Below are 18,226 nucleotides of genomic sequence, written 5' to 3' on the forward strand. Positions count from 1 at the left end.
TCCGCGCCGATCATCGCCCGACTGCATAACCCTGTGCCCCACGGGGATTGGCAGCCGACCCGAGTACGCCGGAAGACGGGTCGCGGGTGACCACACTCAGCCGGCCCAGTGACCAATCACCGGCGCGGGTGATGTGGTGCCCACGAGCGACGAGCTCCCCGATCACCCCGTCCCCCAGCCGATCCTCGACCACTGCTCCTCCCGGCTCCCAGGTGCGTGGCCAGAACGAGCCCGGCATCGACGTGGTGTGCAGCGTCGGGGCATCGATCGCCTGCTGAGGTGTGTAGCCGCCGACAAGCGTTCGTAGGAGGTAGCTGAGTTGCCACTGGTCTTGCTGATCGCCACCGGGCGTGCCCAGCGCAGCAACCGCCCATCCATCGCGCATCACCATGGTGGGGGTCAGCGTGGTCCGCGGCCGCTTCCCGGGGCGAAGGGCAGACGGGCTGGCGGCATCGAGCCACGTCATCTGAAGTCGTGTTCCCAGAGCAAAACCCAACGAGGGAATGGTCGGCGACGACTGCAGCCACCCGCCCGAGGGAGTCGCCGAGATCGCGTTGCCCCACCGGTCGATGACATCGATGTGACAGGTGTCGCCGCGCGTCTCGCCGGTGACGGTGACGGTCGGTTCGCCGGTCGCACCGCCCGACGCCTGGCCGGCCGCTTCCACCAGAGGGGGCACGTAGGGTTCGATGCCGCACACCCCGGGCCGGAACTCGCTGGACGCATGCCACGCAATCTCTTTGCGGCGAACGGCGGCGTACTCCCGTGACAGCAACACCTCGAGCTGCGACCGGTCGAGGCCGTCGCCGTAGTACGCCTCTCGATCGGCCATGGCCAGCTTGAGCGCCTCGAGGACGTTGTGTGCACCGACCGCGGTCGACGGATCGACATCCTCGTCGGGCAGTTCGTCGAGAATGGCCAGCGCCTGCAGCAACACCGGCCCCTGCCCCCAGGCATCGGACTTGAGGATGGTCGATCCATGGAAGTCGAAGGCCACCGGATGCTCCCAGCAGGCGCTGAACGCCGCCATGTCAGCGAGCGCCAACACCCCTCGATGGTCCCGTCCGGACGAATGCCGATGCGGTTGTCGCACAAACGCATCGATCTCAGCCGCTATCGACCCCGAGCCCCACTCCGTACGCGCAGCTTCTATCCGCTCTGATCGTGAACGTCGGTCCCGGCCGGCGGCGATCAGCCGTCGAAGAGTCGCCGCGTACGCCGGATTCTTGAACAACTGGTCGGCGAGTGGCACGCGACCGTCGGGCATCCACAGCGCTGCCGATGTCGGCCAGTGTTCGAAGAAGAGGTCGGCGACGGTGCCGATCACCGCGCACGCTCGTCCTGACAGGCAGTGGCCGTTGTCGGCGTAGCCGATCGCGTAATCGAGGATGTCGCTCAGCTCCCAGGTGCCATGGTCACGCAGGAGCAGCAACCACGCATCCACCGCACCCGGCACCGCGGCGGCGAGTGCACCAGACGCCGGCACCATGTCCAGACCGAGTCGACGGATGTGAGCGATGGAGGCTGCGGCCGGCGCCGGACCCTGGCCCATCAGCACCTGCGGTGGTCTGCCCACCGGGGAGACGATGCCGACCATATCGCCACCCGGGCCGTTCAGATGCGGTTCGACAACGTGCAACACAAACGCGGCAGCCGTGGCTGCGTCGAAGGCGTTACCACCGCGTTCCAGCACCGACTGTGCCGCACCCGACGCCAGCCAGTGCGTCGAGGCCGACATCCCGAAGGTTCCCTTGAGGTCTGGGCGGGTGAGGAACTCACTCGGGGGCGTGAAGGGCATCGTCAACCTCACTGGCTCTCGTTATTGGATCCTATCTACTCGAATAGTAGCCATACCAGAACGGGTTGGTGCCCACTACGTGAGCAACTCGCGACGGTCATCCGACCACCGCATACCGCGAACCAGGCGGTGTAACGTCCGCGAAACATCTTCTACCTGCGTAGATAACCGACGTTCCTATTGACGGGCTGTTCGCGAAGTGGCAAGGTCGCCGTTGCATCCTGTTTCAATTTCTTGGATCCAACTACGAACCGCGTTCAGATCAGCAACACTGGACACAGCACTTCACCACCCGCTAGGAGCAACCACATGGCCGACACCCCGACCCGTCCCGGCACCGCCATTCCCCCGACGCCCGGTGACACCCTCATCTTCGAAAACGATCGAGTGCGCGTGTGGTCGATGACGCTCGAACCCGGGGGGATGTTCGATTTCCATCAGCACCACCACGATCACGTCGTCATCTGGCCCGCAGCCGGCAACGCCCAGGGGCAGGAGCTGGGTGACGACGAATGGGGCATCACGCAGCACGCGGAGCCCGGCTTTGTCCTCTACAAGACCGTGGGATCGGCGAAGCCGCTCAATCCTCACCGCATCCGCAACCTTGGTGACGAGACCGTCACCCACTACGTCGTAGAACTGCTCGAGACCTCGCCGAGCGAGACCGAATTGCCTTGGCAGCACAACGATCGCGGGTCGTTCACCACACCCGCCGATCGCTGATTCCTTCACCATCTGAACATCGGCGCCCCAGCGGCGCCACGCAGAACACCACCACGGGGCGGCGATGCCCGACTGCGATTCCGTGCGCCCTGATCACCACAGACAGATCCCCTCACCAGGAGAAGAAGACATGGCCGTCCCCAACGACGAGCTCACGAGCCCGGTAGAAACACATCAACTCAAGAAGAACACCATCGGCGTCGCCGGCATGGTGTTCATGGTCGTCGCTGCGACCGCTCCCCTGACCGCGATGGCGTCGAACCTCTCGATCGGCCTGGCATTCGGAGTCGGTGAGGGACTTGTCGGACTGCTTGTCCTGGTCGGCATCCTGCTCGCCATCTTCACGGCCGGTTACGTGGTTCTCAGTCGGCGGGTCATCAACGCCGGTGCCTACTACGCATTCATCGGCTACGGTCTCGGCAAGGCGTCCGGCGCCGGTTCGGCATTCGTGGCGACGATCGCATACAACCTCGCTGCCGCTGGAATGATCGCTGCCACCGGTTATTTCGCCGACATCGCGGTGGGCACGATGACCGACATCGACCTGCCCTGGTACGTCTACGGCGCAATCGCACTGGTGATCACCGCAGTCCTCGGACTGGTGGGTGTGGAGATCACGAAACAGGTGACCTCATTGGTCTCGATCGCCCAGTTCGGCATCATCATCTGGCTTGGCATCGCAATCCTCGTCCAACGCCCGGAGGGTTTCTCCCTCAACGTATTTGCCCCGGACCGGATGTTCGAAGGCAACCTCGCACTGTCGCTGGTGTTCTGCGTGCTGTCATTCGCAGGCTTCGAGGCCACGGCGATCTACGGCGAGGAGGCGCGCGCACCCCGGCGCAGCATCAAGGTCGCGACGTACTGCGCTCTGGCGCTTCTTGTACTGGTGTTCATGGGTTCGACGTGGTCGATCGTGGCAGCGTTTCCTGACGTCCAGACCGTGGCCGCCGAGGATCCAGGAAGCCTGATCTTCGCCACCGCCAGCGAATACCTCGGTGGATGGTCCGATGAGATGCTCAGCCTGCTCGTCGCTTTCAGCTTCTTGGCCGCAGCGGTTGCCTTCCACAACATGGCCGCGCGCTACATGTTCGCCCTCGGCCGGTCGCGGCTGTTGCCGGAGCGATGCGCTGACGTCCACCCCCGTTTCGGCACGCCACAGGTGTCGTGTGCCGTTCAGATCGCCATCTCCCTGATCGTTCTCGTACCGTTTGTCATCGCCGAGTCCGACCCCATCATCAATCTCTTCCCGGCGGTCTCAGGCATCACATCACTGTCGATCATCGGCTGATGATCGGTTGCTCCCTCAGTGTTGTCGTCGCCTCGATGCGTGGTCGGCTCGACGGAGAGACCGCATGGTCGTCGAAGATCGCACCGGCCATCTCGGGTCTGCTGCTCACCGCCATCGGGGTCATCGTCGTGATCAACTACCAGGACGTCACCGGTAGCGATTCCTGGATCGTCGCAGCCATGCCGGCGATCCCCGTCATCGGCGCAATCTACGGGGCCGTCGTGTACCGGCGCCGTGGCCATGGCCACGACCTGGAGGAGCACCTCACCGACTGAGATCAGCCACCGCAGAAGGGGGTGCCTCCGCTCGGAGGCACCCTCTTTGTGTGGCTTGACCAACCCGGATCACGGCACGATCATCGGCCTTCCACCAAAGTCGCCACCCTCCCGGACAACTCGTCGCCGTACTCGAACGCGGTGGCGTGCCGCGCGTTCGGGATCTCCCAGAATGCGGACCCAGGAATGTGATCGGCCAACTCCCGACCTGCGGCGATTGGGATCACCGGGTCGTCGGCGCCGTGCACAACAAGAGTGGGCACACCGATCCGGTGAAGCTGCTGCCTCGAGTCGTGGTGCTTCAGTGCGTTCATCCGCCGGGCGTGCTGCTCGGCTGTCCGGTCCACCAAGGCCGCCCGGATACGGTCCACTAGCGTTGGATCGGCCGCTCGCGCGTCTGGGCTGACCGCGGCGTCGAGCATGGTCTGGGCCCTCGCGGCGGCCGACATCTTCTTCGACTTCTCCGCGAATCCACTCAGCCATGAGTACGCACCGGTGGTCGACACCAACGACAGTGTCCTGACCCGCTCCGGGTGCCGGATCGCCAGCGACTGGGCGACCACGCCCCCCGTACGAGGTTCCGAGCACGTGCACATTCGACCATTGCAGTGCCTCGATCACCTCGGCGGCGTCGTCTGCCATGGCGTCCATTTTGTAGTGCTCATCTGGGCTGACCTGGTCGCCGGTGTCGCGCTGATCGTAGGCGACTGCCTGCAGGCCGGATGGGAGCCGTGTCATCAGGTCGGCGAACTGCGTCCGATCACTCTCGGCCCCGTGGATCAGCAACAGCGGTGCGCCAGAACCTTTTACGATGCATGGCACCGATCTGCCGTCTCGGAGCGTGACCACGATGTCTGACATGTCGATCTTCTTTCTCGATGGGAGGAAAACATCGTCGCAATCGAGTGCGCGAACACGCACACAATGCTAGATTGGATCCTATTGTAGCCGAATTGCATACGATCGGATGCGGGCTCAGATCTGAAGGAGGCCACCATGGCTGTATTGGTTTCGGGAGCGAGCGTCGCCGGTCTCTCGGTTGCATTCTGGCTCGAGAAGGCCGGTCACGAGGTCACAGTGGTCGAGCGCGCACCCGCACTACGGGTTGCAGGGTCACCGATCGACATCCGTGGCGACGCACTCGCGGTCGCTGACGCGATGGGAATCCTCGGCGACATCCGCGACAGCAGGGTGCCGACGTCCGGCCGTGAGGCGTTCACCACCTGGGTCGACGATCAGGGCCACCCGATTGCCGTGCTCCCCAACGAGTTCGCCACCGACTCGGCCGACGACGTCGAGATCGCCAGAGACAGTTTGATCGGAATCCTGCACGGCGCCATCGGCCCGAATGTCGAGTTCGTCTACGACGACTCGATCGTCGACGTGACCGACACCGGTACTGCCGTCGATGTCGCGCTCGCGTCCGGCCGTACAGGCGCTTTCGACTTCGTCATCGGCGCCGACGGTATCCATTCGACGGTCCGAGAAGCCGTGTTCGGACCCGAGACCACCTTCCGCCGGCACCTCGACACCTATACCGCTTTTGTCGACCTTCCCCTGGGTTCGGGAACCCCGGGCGAGAGCGTCACCTACAACACCCCAGGCCGCATGTTCTGCATCACGGACTTCGGCTCGCGCACAATCGGATTCATGGCCGCTCGTACCCCCGAGGTCGACTACGACAACCGTGACCTGGGCGACCAGAAGCGCGTGCTGGTCGACCTGATGAAGGGCGAGCAGGGTTGGGAGTCCCCGTTCTTGCTGCAGGCCGTTGCCGAGGCCGACAGGCTGTACTTCGATTCGGTCAGCCAGGTGCACATGCCCCGGTGGTCGAGCGGGCGGGTGGTCCTGATCGGCGATGCCGCACACGCCGCATCACTCTTTTCCGGGCGAGGCACCTCACTGGCGATGATCGGTGCCCACACCCTGGTGTCGGAGATGACAAAAGCCGGCGCCGCCCATGACATCGCGTTCACCCGCTACGAGCAGTTGCTGCGCCCGCGGGTGGCCACCGCGCAAGAAGGCGTTCACGAAGCCCGCGACTTCATGGTTCCGGCCACCGAGTCCGAACTGCGGGCACGCAACCAGCGGTTCGCGATCAACGCCGCGCGCTGACCGGCTCTCGGCTGTCCCGCCGGCGGTTCTGGCCACGGTCGCCGGTGGGCGTGCTCTGCGTCGTGAACTGGCGGCGATAGCTGGTCGGGCTTGTCGCCAGAATGGCCACGAAGTTCTGCCGGAAAGTAACGGTGCTGCCGAACCCGCAGGCGTCGGCGATCTGATCCATCCCCCAGTCCGTGCTCTCGAGGAGTGCCCGGGCAGCGCCGATTCGTTGTCTCAAGACCCATCTGGCGGGACTCGATCCGGTCTCTTGGGTGAACTTCCGGATGAAACTGCGCCGGCTCATCCGGGCGTGTGCAGCCAAGCGATCCACACCGAGCGGTTCATCGAGGTGCTCGAGTGCCCAGTGCTGGATCTCCGCGATGGCCCCGTTGATCCGGGGAAGCGCCTCAGGCCGATCGATGTATTGGGCCTGCCCACCTTCCCGATGTGGAGCCACGACCAGACTTCGCGCCACGCGGGCAGCGACTGCCGCGCCGATGTGGTTGCGGATGAGGTGCAGGCACGCGTCTATTGCGGCTGCGGTGCCCGCAGAGGTCAACACATCGCCGTGGTCGACATAGAGGACCGAATCGTCCAGCACGATGTCCGGATGCCGGCGCGAGAGTTGGGGCATCGCCTCCCAATGGGTCACGGCGCTGCGTCCGTGCAGGATGCCGGTATCGGCAACGGCGAACGCACCGAGACACAGCCCTACGATGATGGCGCCCGCATCGTGGGCACGAATCAGGCTCTGTCGCAGGGAATCACCGATCGCCGGCGCATCAACGGGCCAGGACGGCACAACAATGATGTCGGCCCCATCAGCGAGTTCCGGTCCGCCGACCGAATCGACCGTGTATCCCTCGAGCGTTCTGATGCTCCCCGGCGAATCGGACCACAGAAACGTCTCCCATGCAGCGTCGATGCCCAGCCGCGCCACTTCGCCGAACACCATCTGGGGAGTGGCCAGGTGAAACGACGTGATGCCGTCGAAAGCGTAGATACCGATCCGCATCAGATTGGCACGATCTCATCGAAAGAGTGCATATGGGCCACTGTCGCAGTGTACGTCCGACCCGAAGAATGGCGGGTACACCAGCACGCACCTGACCCAGAAGGAGTCACCCATGTCGTCCCCTCGACGCGCACTCATCGTCATCGACGTCCAGCAGGAATACTTCGACGGCCCCCTGGAGATCCAGTACCCGCCCCGTGAGGACTCGCTGGCGAACGTTGTACGGGCGATCGAAGTCGCCACAACGCAGTCGATTCCCGTTGTGGTCGTTCAGCATCTCCTCCCGGCAGGTGCCCCCGTGTTCGCTCCCGGCTCGCCGGGCAGTGAACTGCACCCCGCGGTGGCCGAAATGGTCCAACCCGAGTGGAAGCGTGTCGAGAAGGTGTACGGAAGCGTCTTCGCCGGAACGGATGCAGCAGAGTGGTTGCACGACAACGGTGTCGACACCATCTCGATCGTCGGCTTCATGACCAACAACTGCGACATCGCAACCGCCGCCCACGCCGAGTCCCTCGGGTTCACAACCGAGGTGCTCTCTGACGCCACCGGAGCCATAGCGTTGTCGAACGAGGCCGGCAGTGTGTCGGCCCAGCAGCTACACGAGACGATCATGGTTCTGCTGAACTCGAACTTCGCGGCCGTGGCGACAACCGAGCAGTGGGCTGCGGCAGTCGACAAGGGCGAACCGCTTGCGGCGAGCAACCTGGTGGCCTCCGCACTCGACGGGAGAGGCGCCACCGTGTGACGAGGCGGGCGGGGTTCAGCCGTGGCTGTGCAACGGCAGCCCCGCCAACGCCATGTGCGCCTCACCCAGCGCTTCGGACTGGGTCGGGTGAGCATGGACAAGAGCGGCGACGTCGTCGGGGTAGGCACCCCACCCCACGGTCAGTTGTGCCTCGCCGATCAGTTCGCCGACGCGTTCACCCACCATGTGGATGCCGACTACCGGTCCCGAATCCTTCTGCGCACGAACCACTTTGATCCCGCCGCCGGTCCCGAGTATCTGACTCTTCCCGTTTCCGGCCAGATCGTAGACCACCGTTGACACCTCACCGTACTTCTCACGCGCCTGCACCTCGGTGAGCCCGACAGATGCGACTTCCGGATTGCAGTACGCGACTCGTGGGATAAAGGAGTCGTCGGCGAGAACCCGATCGCGTCCGGCGATCACCTCGGCCACGTGGATGCCATGCGCAAAACCGCGATGGGCGAGTTGTGGTCCCGCGACGATGTCGCCCACCGCGTATACCCCGTCCTGAGATGTGCGCAGCGCACCGTCCACGCGCACGAATCCACGCTCGTCGAGCTCGATGCCGCCTTCTGCAAAGCCATTCCCAGACGTCCGCGGACCACGACCCACCGACACGAGCACAACGTCCGCCTCGAGAAGGTCTCCGCCTGCCAGTGCCACGGTCACCCCGTCGGCCTGTTGCGTGACAGCCTCGCACCGCGCATCCGTCCTGACGGTCACGCCGCGCTTCTTGAGAGCCCTGGTGAGTTGTTTGGACGACCACTCGTCCTCGGTGGCGATCAATCGTGGCAGCGCTTCGACGATGGTGACCTGAGCCCCCAAAGATGTCCAGACGCTTGCGAACTCGACGCCGATCACCCCGCCGCCGAGAACCACCACCCGCTCGGGAAGCGTGGGCAGTTCGAGGGCGTCATCACTCGTCAGGACTCGACCACCGCGGTCGACACCCGGCAGGTCCGGGCTGCTGAACCCGTCGCGAGCACCAGTGATCGTCCGGTGAACGTGGTCCCCCCGACCTCAACGCTGCGTCCCCCGACATAGCGGCCGGTGCCGTTCACGATGTCGACCCGGTGGGCCTTCACCAGCCCTTGCAGGCCGCGGTACAAGCGGTCCACCACTGAGTTCTTGTACGTGTGGATTCCCGCCACATCGACCTTGGTGAGCTCGGCTCCGATCCCGACCTTGGATGCGTGGGCAACCGTGTCGGCCACCTCGGCTGCATGGAGCAACGCCTTGGTCGGGATACAGCCGCGGTGCAAACAGGTCCCTCCCACCTTGTCTTCTTCGATGAGGGTGACGGTCTTGCCGAGTTGGGCGGCGCGGAAGGCCGAAGCGTACCCACCCGACCCGCCTCCCAGGATCAGGACGTCGGGGATGTCGGTCATGGCTTTTCCTCCGGTTGCGCTCAGCTCAGCGCGATCAGGGTGACGGGATCGGACAGGATGTCGGCAATGGTTGCGAGAAAACGAGATCCCTGCTCGCCGTCGACCAGCCGGTGGTCGAACGAGAGACTGAGCGTGGTCACCGATCGCAGGGCGATCTCACCTCGGTGCTCCCACGGCTGTCGGCGGATTGCGCCGAAGCACAGGATCGCCGCCTCGCCGGGGTTGAGGATCGGGGTACCCGAATCCACCCCGAACACACCGACATTGGTGATCGTGATGGTGCCGGCGGACAGGTCTTGTGGCCCGGTGCGCCCTTCTTTCGCCGTTGTCGTCAACGCGGTGAGCGCTTCGGCGAGGTCACGCAGGCTCAATGTGTGGGCGTTCTTGATGTTGGGCACCATGAGGCCGCGCGGGGTGGCCGCTGCGATCCCCAGGTTGACGTACCGCTTGGTGACGATCTCCTGATTCGCCTCGTCCCACGCAGAGTTGAGAGACGGATTGGACCGCAGTGCCACGAGCAGCGCCTTGGCCACCAACGCCAGCGGCGTGATGCGTACCGACCGGAAGTGCTTGGACTCCTTGAGTTGTGCGAGCAGATCGACGGCCGGGGTGACGTCCACGGTGACGAACTCGGTGACATGCGGTGCGGTGAAGGCACTGCGGACCATGGCGTCGGCGGTGTGTTTGCGTACCCCCTTGATCGGGGTGCGTTCTTCGTCCAGCACCGCCGCGGCAGGGCGGGCGGATTCGCCCGGAGCTGCGGCGGGTTCGGGTACGGGTACGGGCTCAGACACCGGGTCGGCAGCCGATCGGGCCAGGTACTGCTCGAGGTCGTCGCGGGTGACCTGTCCCCGATCGCCGGTGGCGGGCACCTCGGCCAGATCGACACCGTTCTGCTTGGCTGCGAACCGGACCGGCGGCGCGGCCAGCGGGCGCTCCTGCTCTGTCACAACAGCATCGGCCGCCGACACGGTGGCCGCGTTTGTCCGCCGTCGACGCCGTCCCGTGCTCTCCTCGGCCACGCCGTACCCGACAAGAACCGGCGTGCGTTCCTTGCTCGCGGGACGTGAGTCCGACGGGGCAGGGCTTGATGAGACGGGATCCTGCGGGGCAGTCGGCGTGTGGTCGTCAGTGGAGGCGCCCTCGACGGCGATGTCGATGAACGGCCGGCCCACCTCGATGGTGGCGCCCTCGTCTGCGTACAGCGCCACAACGGTTCCCGCGTAGGGAGAGGGGAGTTCGACCGAGGCCTTGGCCGTCTCCACTTCGGCGATGTTCTGATTGAGTTCGACAGTGTCGCCGACCGCGACGAGCCAGGTGAGCAGTTCGGCCTCGGTGAGCCCCTCGCCGAGGTCGGGGAGCAAGAAGGTCTGGGTTGTCGACATGAGCTGGCTCCTACGATGCGAACGTGCGGTCGACGGCGTCGAGAATGCGGTCGACGTCGGGAAGGAAGTGTTCTTCGAGTTTGGCCGGCGGATACGGCAGGGTGAACCCGCCCACGCGGGCCACCGGGGCCTCGAGATGGAAGAAGCAGCGTTCACCGATGCGCGCCGCGAGTTCCGCGCCGATACCCAGGAACACCGGGGCCTCATGGGTGATCACCAGGCGCCCGGTGCGGCGAACCGAGTCCGCAACGGTGTCGACATCAAGCGGGGAGATCGAGCGTAGGTCGATCACCTCGATCGAACGGCCCTCTCCCGCTGCGATCTTCGCCGCCTGCACCGCGGTGGTGACGAGGGGGCCGTAGGCCACCAGGGTGACATCCGAGCCGGGCGTGACGACGCGGGCCTTGTGCAGCGGGTAGGCATCCCCGGCCTCGGCGAGCGGCCCCTTCTCCCAGTACCGGCGTTTGGGTTCGAAGAACAGCACCGGGTCATCGGACTCGATTGCCTGCTGGATCATCTGGTGGGCATCGGCGGAGGTACCGCAGGTGACCACACGCAGACCAGCGGTCGCGGCGAAGTAGCCCTCAGGCGACTCGGAGTGGTGCTCGATCGCGCCGATTCCACCGCCGTAGGGAACCCGGATCGTGATGGGCATCTTCACGTTGCCGCCGGTCCGGTAGTGCAGCTTGGCAACCTGCGAGACGATCTGGTCGAACGCGGGATAGATGAACCCGTCGAACTGGATCTCACACACAGGCCGGTAGCCGCGCATCGCCAGACCCACTGCCGTGCCGATGATCCCGGATTCGGCCAAGGGCGTGTCGATGACCCGCTGCGGTCCGAAGTCCTTCTGCAGACCATCGGTCACCCGGAACACACCTCCGAGCTTGCCGATGTCCTCGCCGAGGAGCACCACCTTCGGGTCCTTCTCCATCGCTTTGCGCAGGCCGGAGTTGATGGCCTTGCCGATCGGCATGACCGCGGGGGTGATGGCCGGGGCACTCATCGGGCGTCTCCTTCGAATCCTTCGAGGTACGAGGGCGAACTCGCGTCGTTCCTCATCGATCAGGGGGTGTTGCTCGGCATAGACCTCGTCGAACATCGACAGCGGCGTCGGTTCCACGGTCTCGAGGCAGCCGCGTCGGAGTTCGGCTGCGGTTGTGTCCGATTGGTTTCGAATCCGTTCGTAGACATCGTCGGTCAGTACGCCTGCCGCGTCGAGCAGCGCCCGCACCCGGTCGAGAGGGTCCTTGGCGCGCCATTCGTCGTCCAGCGCCGCAGGTCGATATCGCGTCGGATCGTCGGATGTGGTGTGCGGTCCCATCCGATAGGTCACCGCCTCGATCAAGGTCGGGCCACTGCCTTCTCGGGCCCGCGCCAACGCCGCGCGGGTGACCGCGATGACGGCAAGTACGTCGTTCCCGTCGACCCGCACACTCGGAACCCCGAAACCCCGGCCACGTTCGGCGATGGTCACACGCGACTGCAACGAGACCGGCTCGGAGATCGCCCACTGGTTGTTCTGGCAGAAAAAGACAACAGGGGCATGGAAACTCGCGGCGAAACCGAAGGCCTCGGAGATGTCGCCCTGGCTGGTGGCCCCGTCACCGAAGTAGGTGATCGCGGCGCCGTCCACACCGTCGAACTGCATGCCCAGCGCGTATCCGGTGGCGTGCAACGCCTGCGAGCCCACGATGATCGCCGGTGTTGTCATCCGGTACTCATAGGGGTTCCAGCCCGAATGGGTGGATCCTCGCCAGAACCGGAGCATGTGGGCCGGGTCCACGTCGCGGCAGTAGGCGACCGCGTGCTCGCGGTAACTGGCGAAGACGAAGTCCTGGGGATCGAGCGCCCGCGCCGAGCCGACCTGCGCCGCCTCCTGGCCGAGCAGCGGCGCCCACAGGCCGAGCTCTCCCTGGCGCTGCAGAGCGGTTGCCTCGGCGTCGATGCGCCGCACCACCACCAGGTCCTCGTAGAGGCGCAGCAACGCGTCCACGTCGATGTCGGAGACGAGGTCGGAGTACTCGGGGTGCTCGAGTCGCTCGCCCGTCGGGCTGATCAGTTGGACCACATCGTCGTTGTCGATCACCGGGGCCTCCACTCGCCAGGGCTGACGTGGACATTCGCCCACGGTTCATTCGGTGCATGTCAGGCAACCAGTGAGCGCCACACTGCACAAGAGCTATCGACTAACTTGCGCATTTTGACCAACTTCGCGGCGATGAGACGTGCGACACTGTGCGACATGACGAAGTTCGACCGCTCTGACGCCCGCCTTCTACTCGCCCTCTGCGAGACCCCACGCGCCACCGGGGTGCAGCTGGCGGCCGCCCTCCAGATGGCCAGGAACACCGTCCAATCCCGGTTGGCCCGATGGGAAGAGCGGCGTGTGCTGGCGCCGATGGACCGACTGATCTCCACCAGAGACCTCGGATACACGCTGCGCGCCTACATCAGCGCGGTCGTCGACCAGCACCGACTCGAACCGATCATTGCCCTCCTCAGCGACATCCCGGAGGTGATCGAGGTGATCGGGATCTCCGGGGACGCAGACCTTCTCATCGCGGTCGCAGCCCTCGACGCCGACGACCTCTACCGCGTGGCCGGGCTGATCCTGGCAGTACCCGGCGTCGAACGGACCACCATGTCGGTGGCCATGCGCGACGCAATCCCTTACCGGACCCGCCCCCTGCTCGAGCGGCTCGCGCACGGTCGGTGAGGCCAGGGCGCGTGGTGACCGAGGCGGCAATCTGAGCAACGTGACAGCCGGCACACGCACCAAAATGTGCACGTTGCGCAATTATCCAGTTCACTGTTGACCACTTCGTCGCTCCGGGACAACATTCGTGCAGCTAGTTGCACACTCAACCCTCGACCACCTACCCGGAGGTTTCCATGTCCGTCACCGTCACCCCTCTGTCCGCAGAGTCGGCCACAAGCCACGTGTTCGGTCGATCAGACTTCCCCATCGACGAGCCCGCGCACGAGCAGGTCGTGTTCTGCCAGGACAGCGCAAGCGGCCTGCAGGCCATCATCGCGCTGCACTCCACCTCGCTGGGACCCGCCCTCGGCGGCACCCGGTTTCATCCCTACGTTGACGAAAGTGCCGCGCTCACAGATGTTTTGCGGCTGTCCCGCGGGATGACGTACAAGGCTGCGGCAGCCGGACTCGACCTCGGCGGAGGCAAGGCCGTCATCCTCGGTGATCCGCGGACCATCAAGACGCCGGAGTTGTTGCGCGCCTATGGCCGATTCGTGGAGAGACTCGACGGTCTGTATGTCACGGCCGGCGATGTGGGCACGAACAGCGACGATCTCGACATCATCGGCGAATCGACCGCACACGTCGTCGGCCGCAACACGGCTGCCGGCGGATCGGGTGACAGCGGGCCCAACACCGCCCTCGGGGTGTTCCAGGCCATGCGCGCAGCGGCAGTGCAGGTGTGGGGGGAACGCGAACTCGCCGGACGCACGGTGGGCGTGGAGGGTGCGGGAAAGGTTGGCTTCGAACTGGTGTCGCTCCTGACAGATGCCGGTGCTGAGGTTCTGGTCTCCGACGTCTATCAGCCCTCACTCGACCGCGTGCTGGACGCCTTCCCCCGCACAAGGGTGGCGGCAGACGTCCGAGCCGAGCGCCTCGACGTCTATGCCCCGTGTGCGCTCGGCGGCACGTTGGACATAGCCACCAGTGAGACGCTGAACACATCCATCGTCTGCGGCGCCGCGAACAACCAGTTGCTCACCCCTGGGGCCGAGAGGACACTCGTCAACCGCGGAATCGTGTGGGTACCGGATTATGTGGCCAACTCCGGTGGGCTCATCCAGGTCGAGGGCGAGCTCCGCGGGCGCACCCGCGAAGCGGTACGCAAGCGCGTCGAATCCGTCTTTGACACAATGACATTCATTCTTCAGACCGCAGCCCGAGAGAACATCGCGGCCGGTGTGGCTGCCGACCGGATCGCGCGGCGCCGGCTCGACGATGCGGTGTGAGGCGCCGTCAGCTCACACCGCGCCGATCACACGCACGGAGCGCTGAAGTTGTTGTCAGCCAAGGTTAACCTTCCCTCGGACAAGTTCGGCAATGCCACCCTTAGTAAGGATGAGCTTGGATGACAACGGCTTTCACCTGGTCCTAACCTGGTCGTCATGAGCACAATCCGAACCCGCTTCCATGAGCTCCTGCACGACCAGATTCGTCAAGAATTCTCTGCGTCACAGCAGTACATCGCCATCGCCGCCTACTACGACAACGAAGACCTGCCGCAGTTGGCCAAGCACTTCTACGCCCAGGCTGTCGAAGAGCGCAACCACGCGATGATGATCGTGCAGTACTTCCTCGACCGCGACATGGTGGTGCACACCCCGGGCATCGATCAGCCGGAGAACTCGTTCGCCGACTACCGCGCCCCGATCAAGGTGGCACTCTCGCAAGAGCAGCGTGTCACCGACCAGATCGTCGAACTGGCCAAGACGGCCCGCGACGAAGGTGACTACCTGGGCGAGCAGTTCATGCAGTGGTTCCTCAAGGAGCAGATCGAAGAGGTCGCGGTGATGCGCACCCTGCAGACCGTCGCCGATCGGTGCGAAGGCAATCTCTTCGACCTCGAGAACTTCGTCGCCCGAGAGGTCGGCACCGCCGCCAAGGCAGACGCCACGGCGCCCGGCGCCGCCGGCGGCACCCTGTAAACCCGCTCAACAGCACGTAAACACGCACAAAGGGCGCGGCCGGATCTCTCCGGCCGCGCACTTTGTTGTCGTGTCTGTTCGGGCGTACTGCCCGCCACCTCAGCGAAGGGTGACCTGCCGGGCCCGGATACCGTCGCGTGAGCGCCGCTCGTCGCTGGTCAGCTCGGCGTCCGAGGCCAGCGCCTCGTTGAGCCGGTTGTTGAACGTCTCCACGCCCGCAGTCCACTCGGTGGGGTGCAATTCGCGGTCCAGGTCGAACACCGGAACCAGCAGCCCGTGTGTACGGAATGAACCCGCGAAGCGTGATCCCTCGCCGAGTGTCAGCCCACCCGATGCATGCACGCGCGCCAGCGCCGCCATCACGTCGTCTTCGGGTTCGGGGCGGATCCACCGCAGATGTGCACGCTCACCGGCGTCGACCCACCACGGCGCCCCGACGAAGTCCCCGGCCAACCGGGCCGTCGGCATGATGGCCGCGTTGGCCTGCTCGATCATCGCGGTGATCTGAGGAGCGGGGCTGTCCTGACCCTCGATCCACCAGTTGAAGTCGTTGTGCACGGTGATGTCGAGCGCAGCGGCGGGATCGAGCACGTCCTCGAGTGCACCGGCCTCGGCGATGTCGACCTCTGAAAGTGTTTCTCCCGCAGCACTTTCGGTTGCCCAACGAATCGCGGCAGCCAATGCGGCACCGGGCTCTTCGTGCTCGGGCTGGGTCTGCAGCGCAACCAGACCCACAGCTGCGCCGGACTCCTCACGCACCAGTGCCGGTCCGGCACCGGGCAGAACCGTCACCAGTCGCACGGGGTTTGTGCTCGGTGTGGTCAGCGGCAACTCGGCGGTGGCCGAGGCGACGAAGGCCCTCAGGGCCACCAGGTCGCATTCGGCGGCAATCCCGGCGAACGGCCGGAAGAGCGGCGCAGCTGCCTGGGCCTGCCGTTCCTTGCGTGCCGCCACCCGTTCGGCGCGATTGCTTCCGGGTCGGGGTCCGCTGCCACGTTTGCTCTTCTTAGCCACGTGAGAAGAACTTACGCAGCGAGCCAGCCCCTCACCCGGTCGGGGTAGTTGGTGGCGATCCAGCCGACGCCGAGATCGGCACAGTATGTCGCGTCGCGCCGCTCGTCGACCGTCCAGCAGTACGTGGCCCGACCAGCGGCGGCAGCACGATCCACCGCATCGGGATGCTCCCGAAGACTGAAGATCGACGGTCCGATGGCCGTGGCCCCTACGGCGGTGGCGGCGCTTCCGCCGAGAAACCGGGCGGTGTCGCCGAGTAGCACGGTGGGCAGCATCGGCGCGTTGCGTCGGATGCGCCACACACCTGCGGTGGAGAACGAGATCACCACGGCGCGGCTGTGATCTGCCGATGCCGGCGTCGCCACACCGAACCGCTGCAGTTCGGCGAGGAGCAGCTGCTCCACCAGACCACCGAATCGAACGGGGTGCTTGGTCTCGATGAACAGGCGCACCGGGCGTTTCCAGTCCAGCGTCAGCTCCATCAGTTCGCGCAGTGTGAGGACCTTCGAGGTGAGACCGGACGTATGCCAACTCGCGAAGTCGAACTCCCGGAGCTGAGCGAGGGTGAGTTCACTGACCACACCGCTGCCGTCGGAGGTGCGGTCGATCGTGCGGTCGTGGACACACACCAGCTCGTGGTCCGCGGTGAGCCGGACGTCGCACTCGAGTCCGTCAGCGCCCTGCTCGAGGGCGAGCTCGTACGCCATCAGCGTGTGTTCGGGTTTGTGGCCCGACGCCCCCCGGTGAGCCACCACCGCAGGCGTTTCCGTGCGCAGCACCCGATGGGTGTCGGTCATACCGCGACCAGCCATCGGGTGGGGGCCGCCGTCTCGGCTTCCCGGTCGAGCAGTCGCGTGATCGTCCACCACACCGCAACCGCGAACCCGGCGCTGGCCAGGTCGGACACGATGACAAGGAGCACTGCATTCGACTGCCACAGCAGGGACTCGGCGAAGATCCGCAGCACGATGCACCCGACCACCAGCAGATTCACCAGTACCCAGCCGGCCCACAACCACCACAGTCGCTTACGGATGTGGTCGCGCGGCAGATCGTCGCGAAGTTCGAGTACCTCGCGCATGAAGGCCACCGGACGGAAGACGTTGATCACCGGGACCCAGCACCCGATGAAGATCTCCCGGCGGGTTCGCGGGTCGTATTGACCGTGCTCGCCGTATGACCTCCGCCGCTCCTCGATCAACCATCCGGCGGCGCCGGCCAGGCACGCGAGCATCATCGCCACCGACGCCAGGCCGGTGATCCACACCGCGCCCTCGGCAGCGACCTGCATACCGCGGCCGACCGGTTCTTCCAGGTTGACCACGAGCAATGCGTAGATCCACGCCTCGGCGGCGGCCGCCGCGACGAGTACGCCCGCTGCGATCAGCAACAGCTGCGGAAGCCGGGCTGTAGCCTGTTCGATCAGGTTCTGCTCACGCGTCTCGGGTTCGGTTGCCGGGCTGTCCTGCAGACCCCACTGCGGGACGCTTCGGTAGCGAGGCGTGGGTGTTTCGTGCCGCTCGACCCGGGCTCGCGGACGCGGCCGGGCCTCCGGCGGACGCAGCGCCACCCAGCGCACCATCCGCCGTGCTGTCGGAGACATCTGACGCGGCGCGCCGCCGGACACCGATTGATGACGCTGACTGCGCGGCGGGACGTACATGTTGTTCGGCCGCGGCTGCGGGCCAGGCGGAGGGGGTGCGGGAACGCCTCCCGGGGCAGACACGGGCCGTTGCTGCGGCGGCGGCCGGAACACCACGGCGCGGCCGTAGGCGTCGAGCGGGGTCAGCGGACCCGAACATCGTG

The 18,226-nt window shown here is 65.5% G+C and carries 16 protein-coding genes and 3 pseudogenes; 8 read left to right on the plus strand and 11 right to left on the minus strand.

The window, feature by feature from the left end; genetic code table 11:
* Positions 1-10: 10 nt before the first annotated feature.
* The gene (locus W823_RS0127890; protein WP_031331364.1) at positions 11-1,798 is read right to left on the minus strand and encodes a gamma-glutamyltransferase family protein; all 1,788 of its coding nucleotides are present in this window, start codon (positions 1,796-1,798) and stop codon (positions 11-13) included.
* Between the two features lie 309 nt (positions 1,799-2,107).
* Between W823_RS0127890 and W823_RS34705 the strand changes: the two genes are divergently transcribed.
* The 3 genes from W823_RS34705 to W823_RS58325 all read left to right on the plus strand — a co-directional run bounded on the left by W823_RS34705 (position 2,108) and on the right by W823_RS58325 (position 4,084).
* Positions 2,108-2,521: a hypothetical protein gene (locus W823_RS34705; RefSeq protein WP_023954992.1), complete on the plus strand. Its 414-nt coding sequence runs from the start codon at positions 2,108-2,110 to the stop codon at positions 2,519-2,521.
* Positions 2,522-2,651: 130 nt separating this feature from the next.
* Positions 2,652-3,809: an APC family permease gene (locus tag W823_RS34710; RefSeq protein WP_200866344.1), complete on the plus strand. Its 1,158-nt coding sequence runs from the start codon at positions 2,652-2,654 to the stop codon at positions 3,807-3,809.
* Positions 3,809-4,084, plus strand: coding sequence for a hypothetical protein (locus W823_RS58325; protein ID WP_200866345.1), 276 nt, complete (start codon positions 3,809-3,811; stop codon positions 4,082-4,084). The genes W823_RS34710 and W823_RS58325 overlap by 1 nt, the downstream gene beginning before the upstream one ends.
* An 80-nt stretch (positions 4,085-4,164) precedes the next feature.
* Here the strand turns inward: W823_RS58325 and W823_RS0127900 are convergent, their stop codons facing one another.
* Together W823_RS0127900 and W823_RS59475 are read right to left on the minus strand one after the other, a co-directional pair.
* Complete coding sequence (locus W823_RS0127900) at positions 4,165-4,680, minus strand: alpha/beta fold hydrolase (protein ID WP_081729619.1); 516 nt, start codon at positions 4,678-4,680, stop codon at positions 4,165-4,167.
* Between the two features lie 25 nt (positions 4,681-4,705).
* Positions 4,706-4,945: pseudogene (locus W823_RS59475) on the minus strand (alpha/beta fold hydrolase); the annotation flags it as partial.
* Between the two features lie 135 nt (positions 4,946-5,080).
* Between W823_RS59475 and W823_RS34715 the strand changes: the two are divergent.
* Positions 5,081-6,199, plus strand: a complete 1,119-nt coding sequence (locus W823_RS34715; RefSeq protein ID WP_023954994.1) for an FAD-dependent monooxygenase — start codon at positions 5,081-5,083, stop codon at positions 6,197-6,199.
* On the opposite strand, the gene W823_RS34720 is transcribed toward W823_RS34715, so the two are convergent.
* A complete protein-coding gene (locus tag W823_RS34720; RefSeq protein ID WP_023954996.1) occupies positions 6,183-7,199 on the minus strand; it encodes a GlxA family transcriptional regulator in 1,017 nt (338 codons plus the stop codon). The two genes, W823_RS34715 and W823_RS34720, sit on opposite strands and share 17 nt — an antisense overlap.
* A gap of 112 nt (positions 7,200-7,311) precedes the next feature.
* Here W823_RS34720 and W823_RS34725 point away from each other — a divergent pair, with 112 nt between their 5' ends.
* On the plus strand, positions 7,312-7,944 hold the full coding sequence (locus W823_RS34725) for a cysteine hydrolase family protein (protein WP_023954998.1): 633 nt from the start codon (positions 7,312-7,314) through the stop codon (positions 7,942-7,944).
* Between the two features lie 15 nt (positions 7,945-7,959).
* Here the strand turns inward: W823_RS34725 and lpdA are convergent.
* From lpdA to pdhA, 4 genes and pseudogenes are all read right to left on the minus strand, one after another.
* Positions 7,960-9,335 (minus strand): annotated as a pseudogene (gene lpdA, locus W823_RS34730) (dihydrolipoyl dehydrogenase).
* 20 nt (positions 9,336-9,355) lie between these two features.
* Positions 9,356-10,720 (minus strand): dihydrolipoamide acetyltransferase family protein, encoded by a 1,365-nt coding sequence (locus tag W823_RS34735; protein ID WP_023955000.1) that lies wholly within the window; start codon positions 10,718-10,720, stop codon positions 9,356-9,358.
* 10 nt (positions 10,721-10,730) lie between these two features.
* On the minus strand, positions 10,731-11,726 hold the full coding sequence (locus W823_RS0127915) for an alpha-ketoacid dehydrogenase subunit beta (RefSeq protein WP_031331369.1): 996 nt from the start codon (positions 11,724-11,726) through the stop codon (positions 10,731-10,733).
* Positions 11,723-12,809: pseudogene (pdhA, locus tag W823_RS34740) on the minus strand (pyruvate dehydrogenase (acetyl-transferring) E1 component subunit alpha). The gene W823_RS0127915 and the pseudogene pdhA overlap by 4 nt, the downstream one beginning before the upstream one ends.
* A gap of 156 nt (positions 12,810-12,965) precedes the next feature.
* On the opposite strand from pdhA, the gene W823_RS34745 reads away from it, so the two are divergent.
* From W823_RS34745 to W823_RS34755, 3 genes are all read left to right on the plus strand, one after another.
* Positions 12,966-13,439 (plus strand): Lrp/AsnC family transcriptional regulator, encoded by a 474-nt coding sequence (locus W823_RS34745; RefSeq protein WP_023955002.1) that lies wholly within the window; start codon positions 12,966-12,968, stop codon positions 13,437-13,439.
* Between the two features lie 176 nt (positions 13,440-13,615).
* Positions 13,616-14,710, plus strand: coding sequence for a Glu/Leu/Phe/Val dehydrogenase (locus W823_RS34750; RefSeq protein ID WP_023955004.1), 1,095 nt, complete (start codon positions 13,616-13,618; stop codon positions 14,708-14,710).
* Positions 14,711-14,866: 156 nt separating this feature from the next.
* Positions 14,867-15,406, plus strand: a complete 540-nt coding sequence (locus tag W823_RS34755; RefSeq protein ID WP_023955006.1) for a ferritin — start codon at positions 14,867-14,869, stop codon at positions 15,404-15,406.
* Between the two features lie 99 nt (positions 15,407-15,505).
* On the opposite strand, the gene W823_RS34760 is transcribed toward W823_RS34755, so the two are convergent.
* The 3 genes from W823_RS34760 to W823_RS0127925 are packed head-to-tail and all read right to left on the minus strand — an operon-like array spanning position 15,506 to position 18,146.
* A complete protein-coding gene (locus tag W823_RS34760) occupies positions 15,506-16,420 on the minus strand; it encodes a DUF5926 family protein (RefSeq protein WP_023955008.1) in 915 nt (304 codons plus the stop codon).
* Positions 16,421-16,431: 11 nt separating this feature from the next.
* On the minus strand, positions 16,432-17,217 hold the full coding sequence (locus tag W823_RS34765) for a glycerophosphodiester phosphodiesterase (protein WP_023955010.1): 786 nt from the start codon (positions 17,215-17,217) through the stop codon (positions 16,432-16,434).
* The gene (locus W823_RS0127925; RefSeq protein WP_235189397.1) at positions 17,214-18,146 is read right to left on the minus strand and encodes a DUF4328 domain-containing protein; all 933 of its coding nucleotides are present in this window, start codon (positions 18,144-18,146) and stop codon (positions 17,214-17,216) included. Before W823_RS0127925 ends, W823_RS34765 begins: the two co-directional genes overlap by 4 nt.
* Positions 18,147-18,226 lie beyond the last annotated feature (80 nt).

The organism is Williamsia sp. D3 (genome assembly GCF_000506245.1).
Taxonomy (GTDB): Bacteria; Actinomycetota; Actinomycetes; order Mycobacteriales; family Mycobacteriaceae; genus Williamsia; species Williamsia muralis.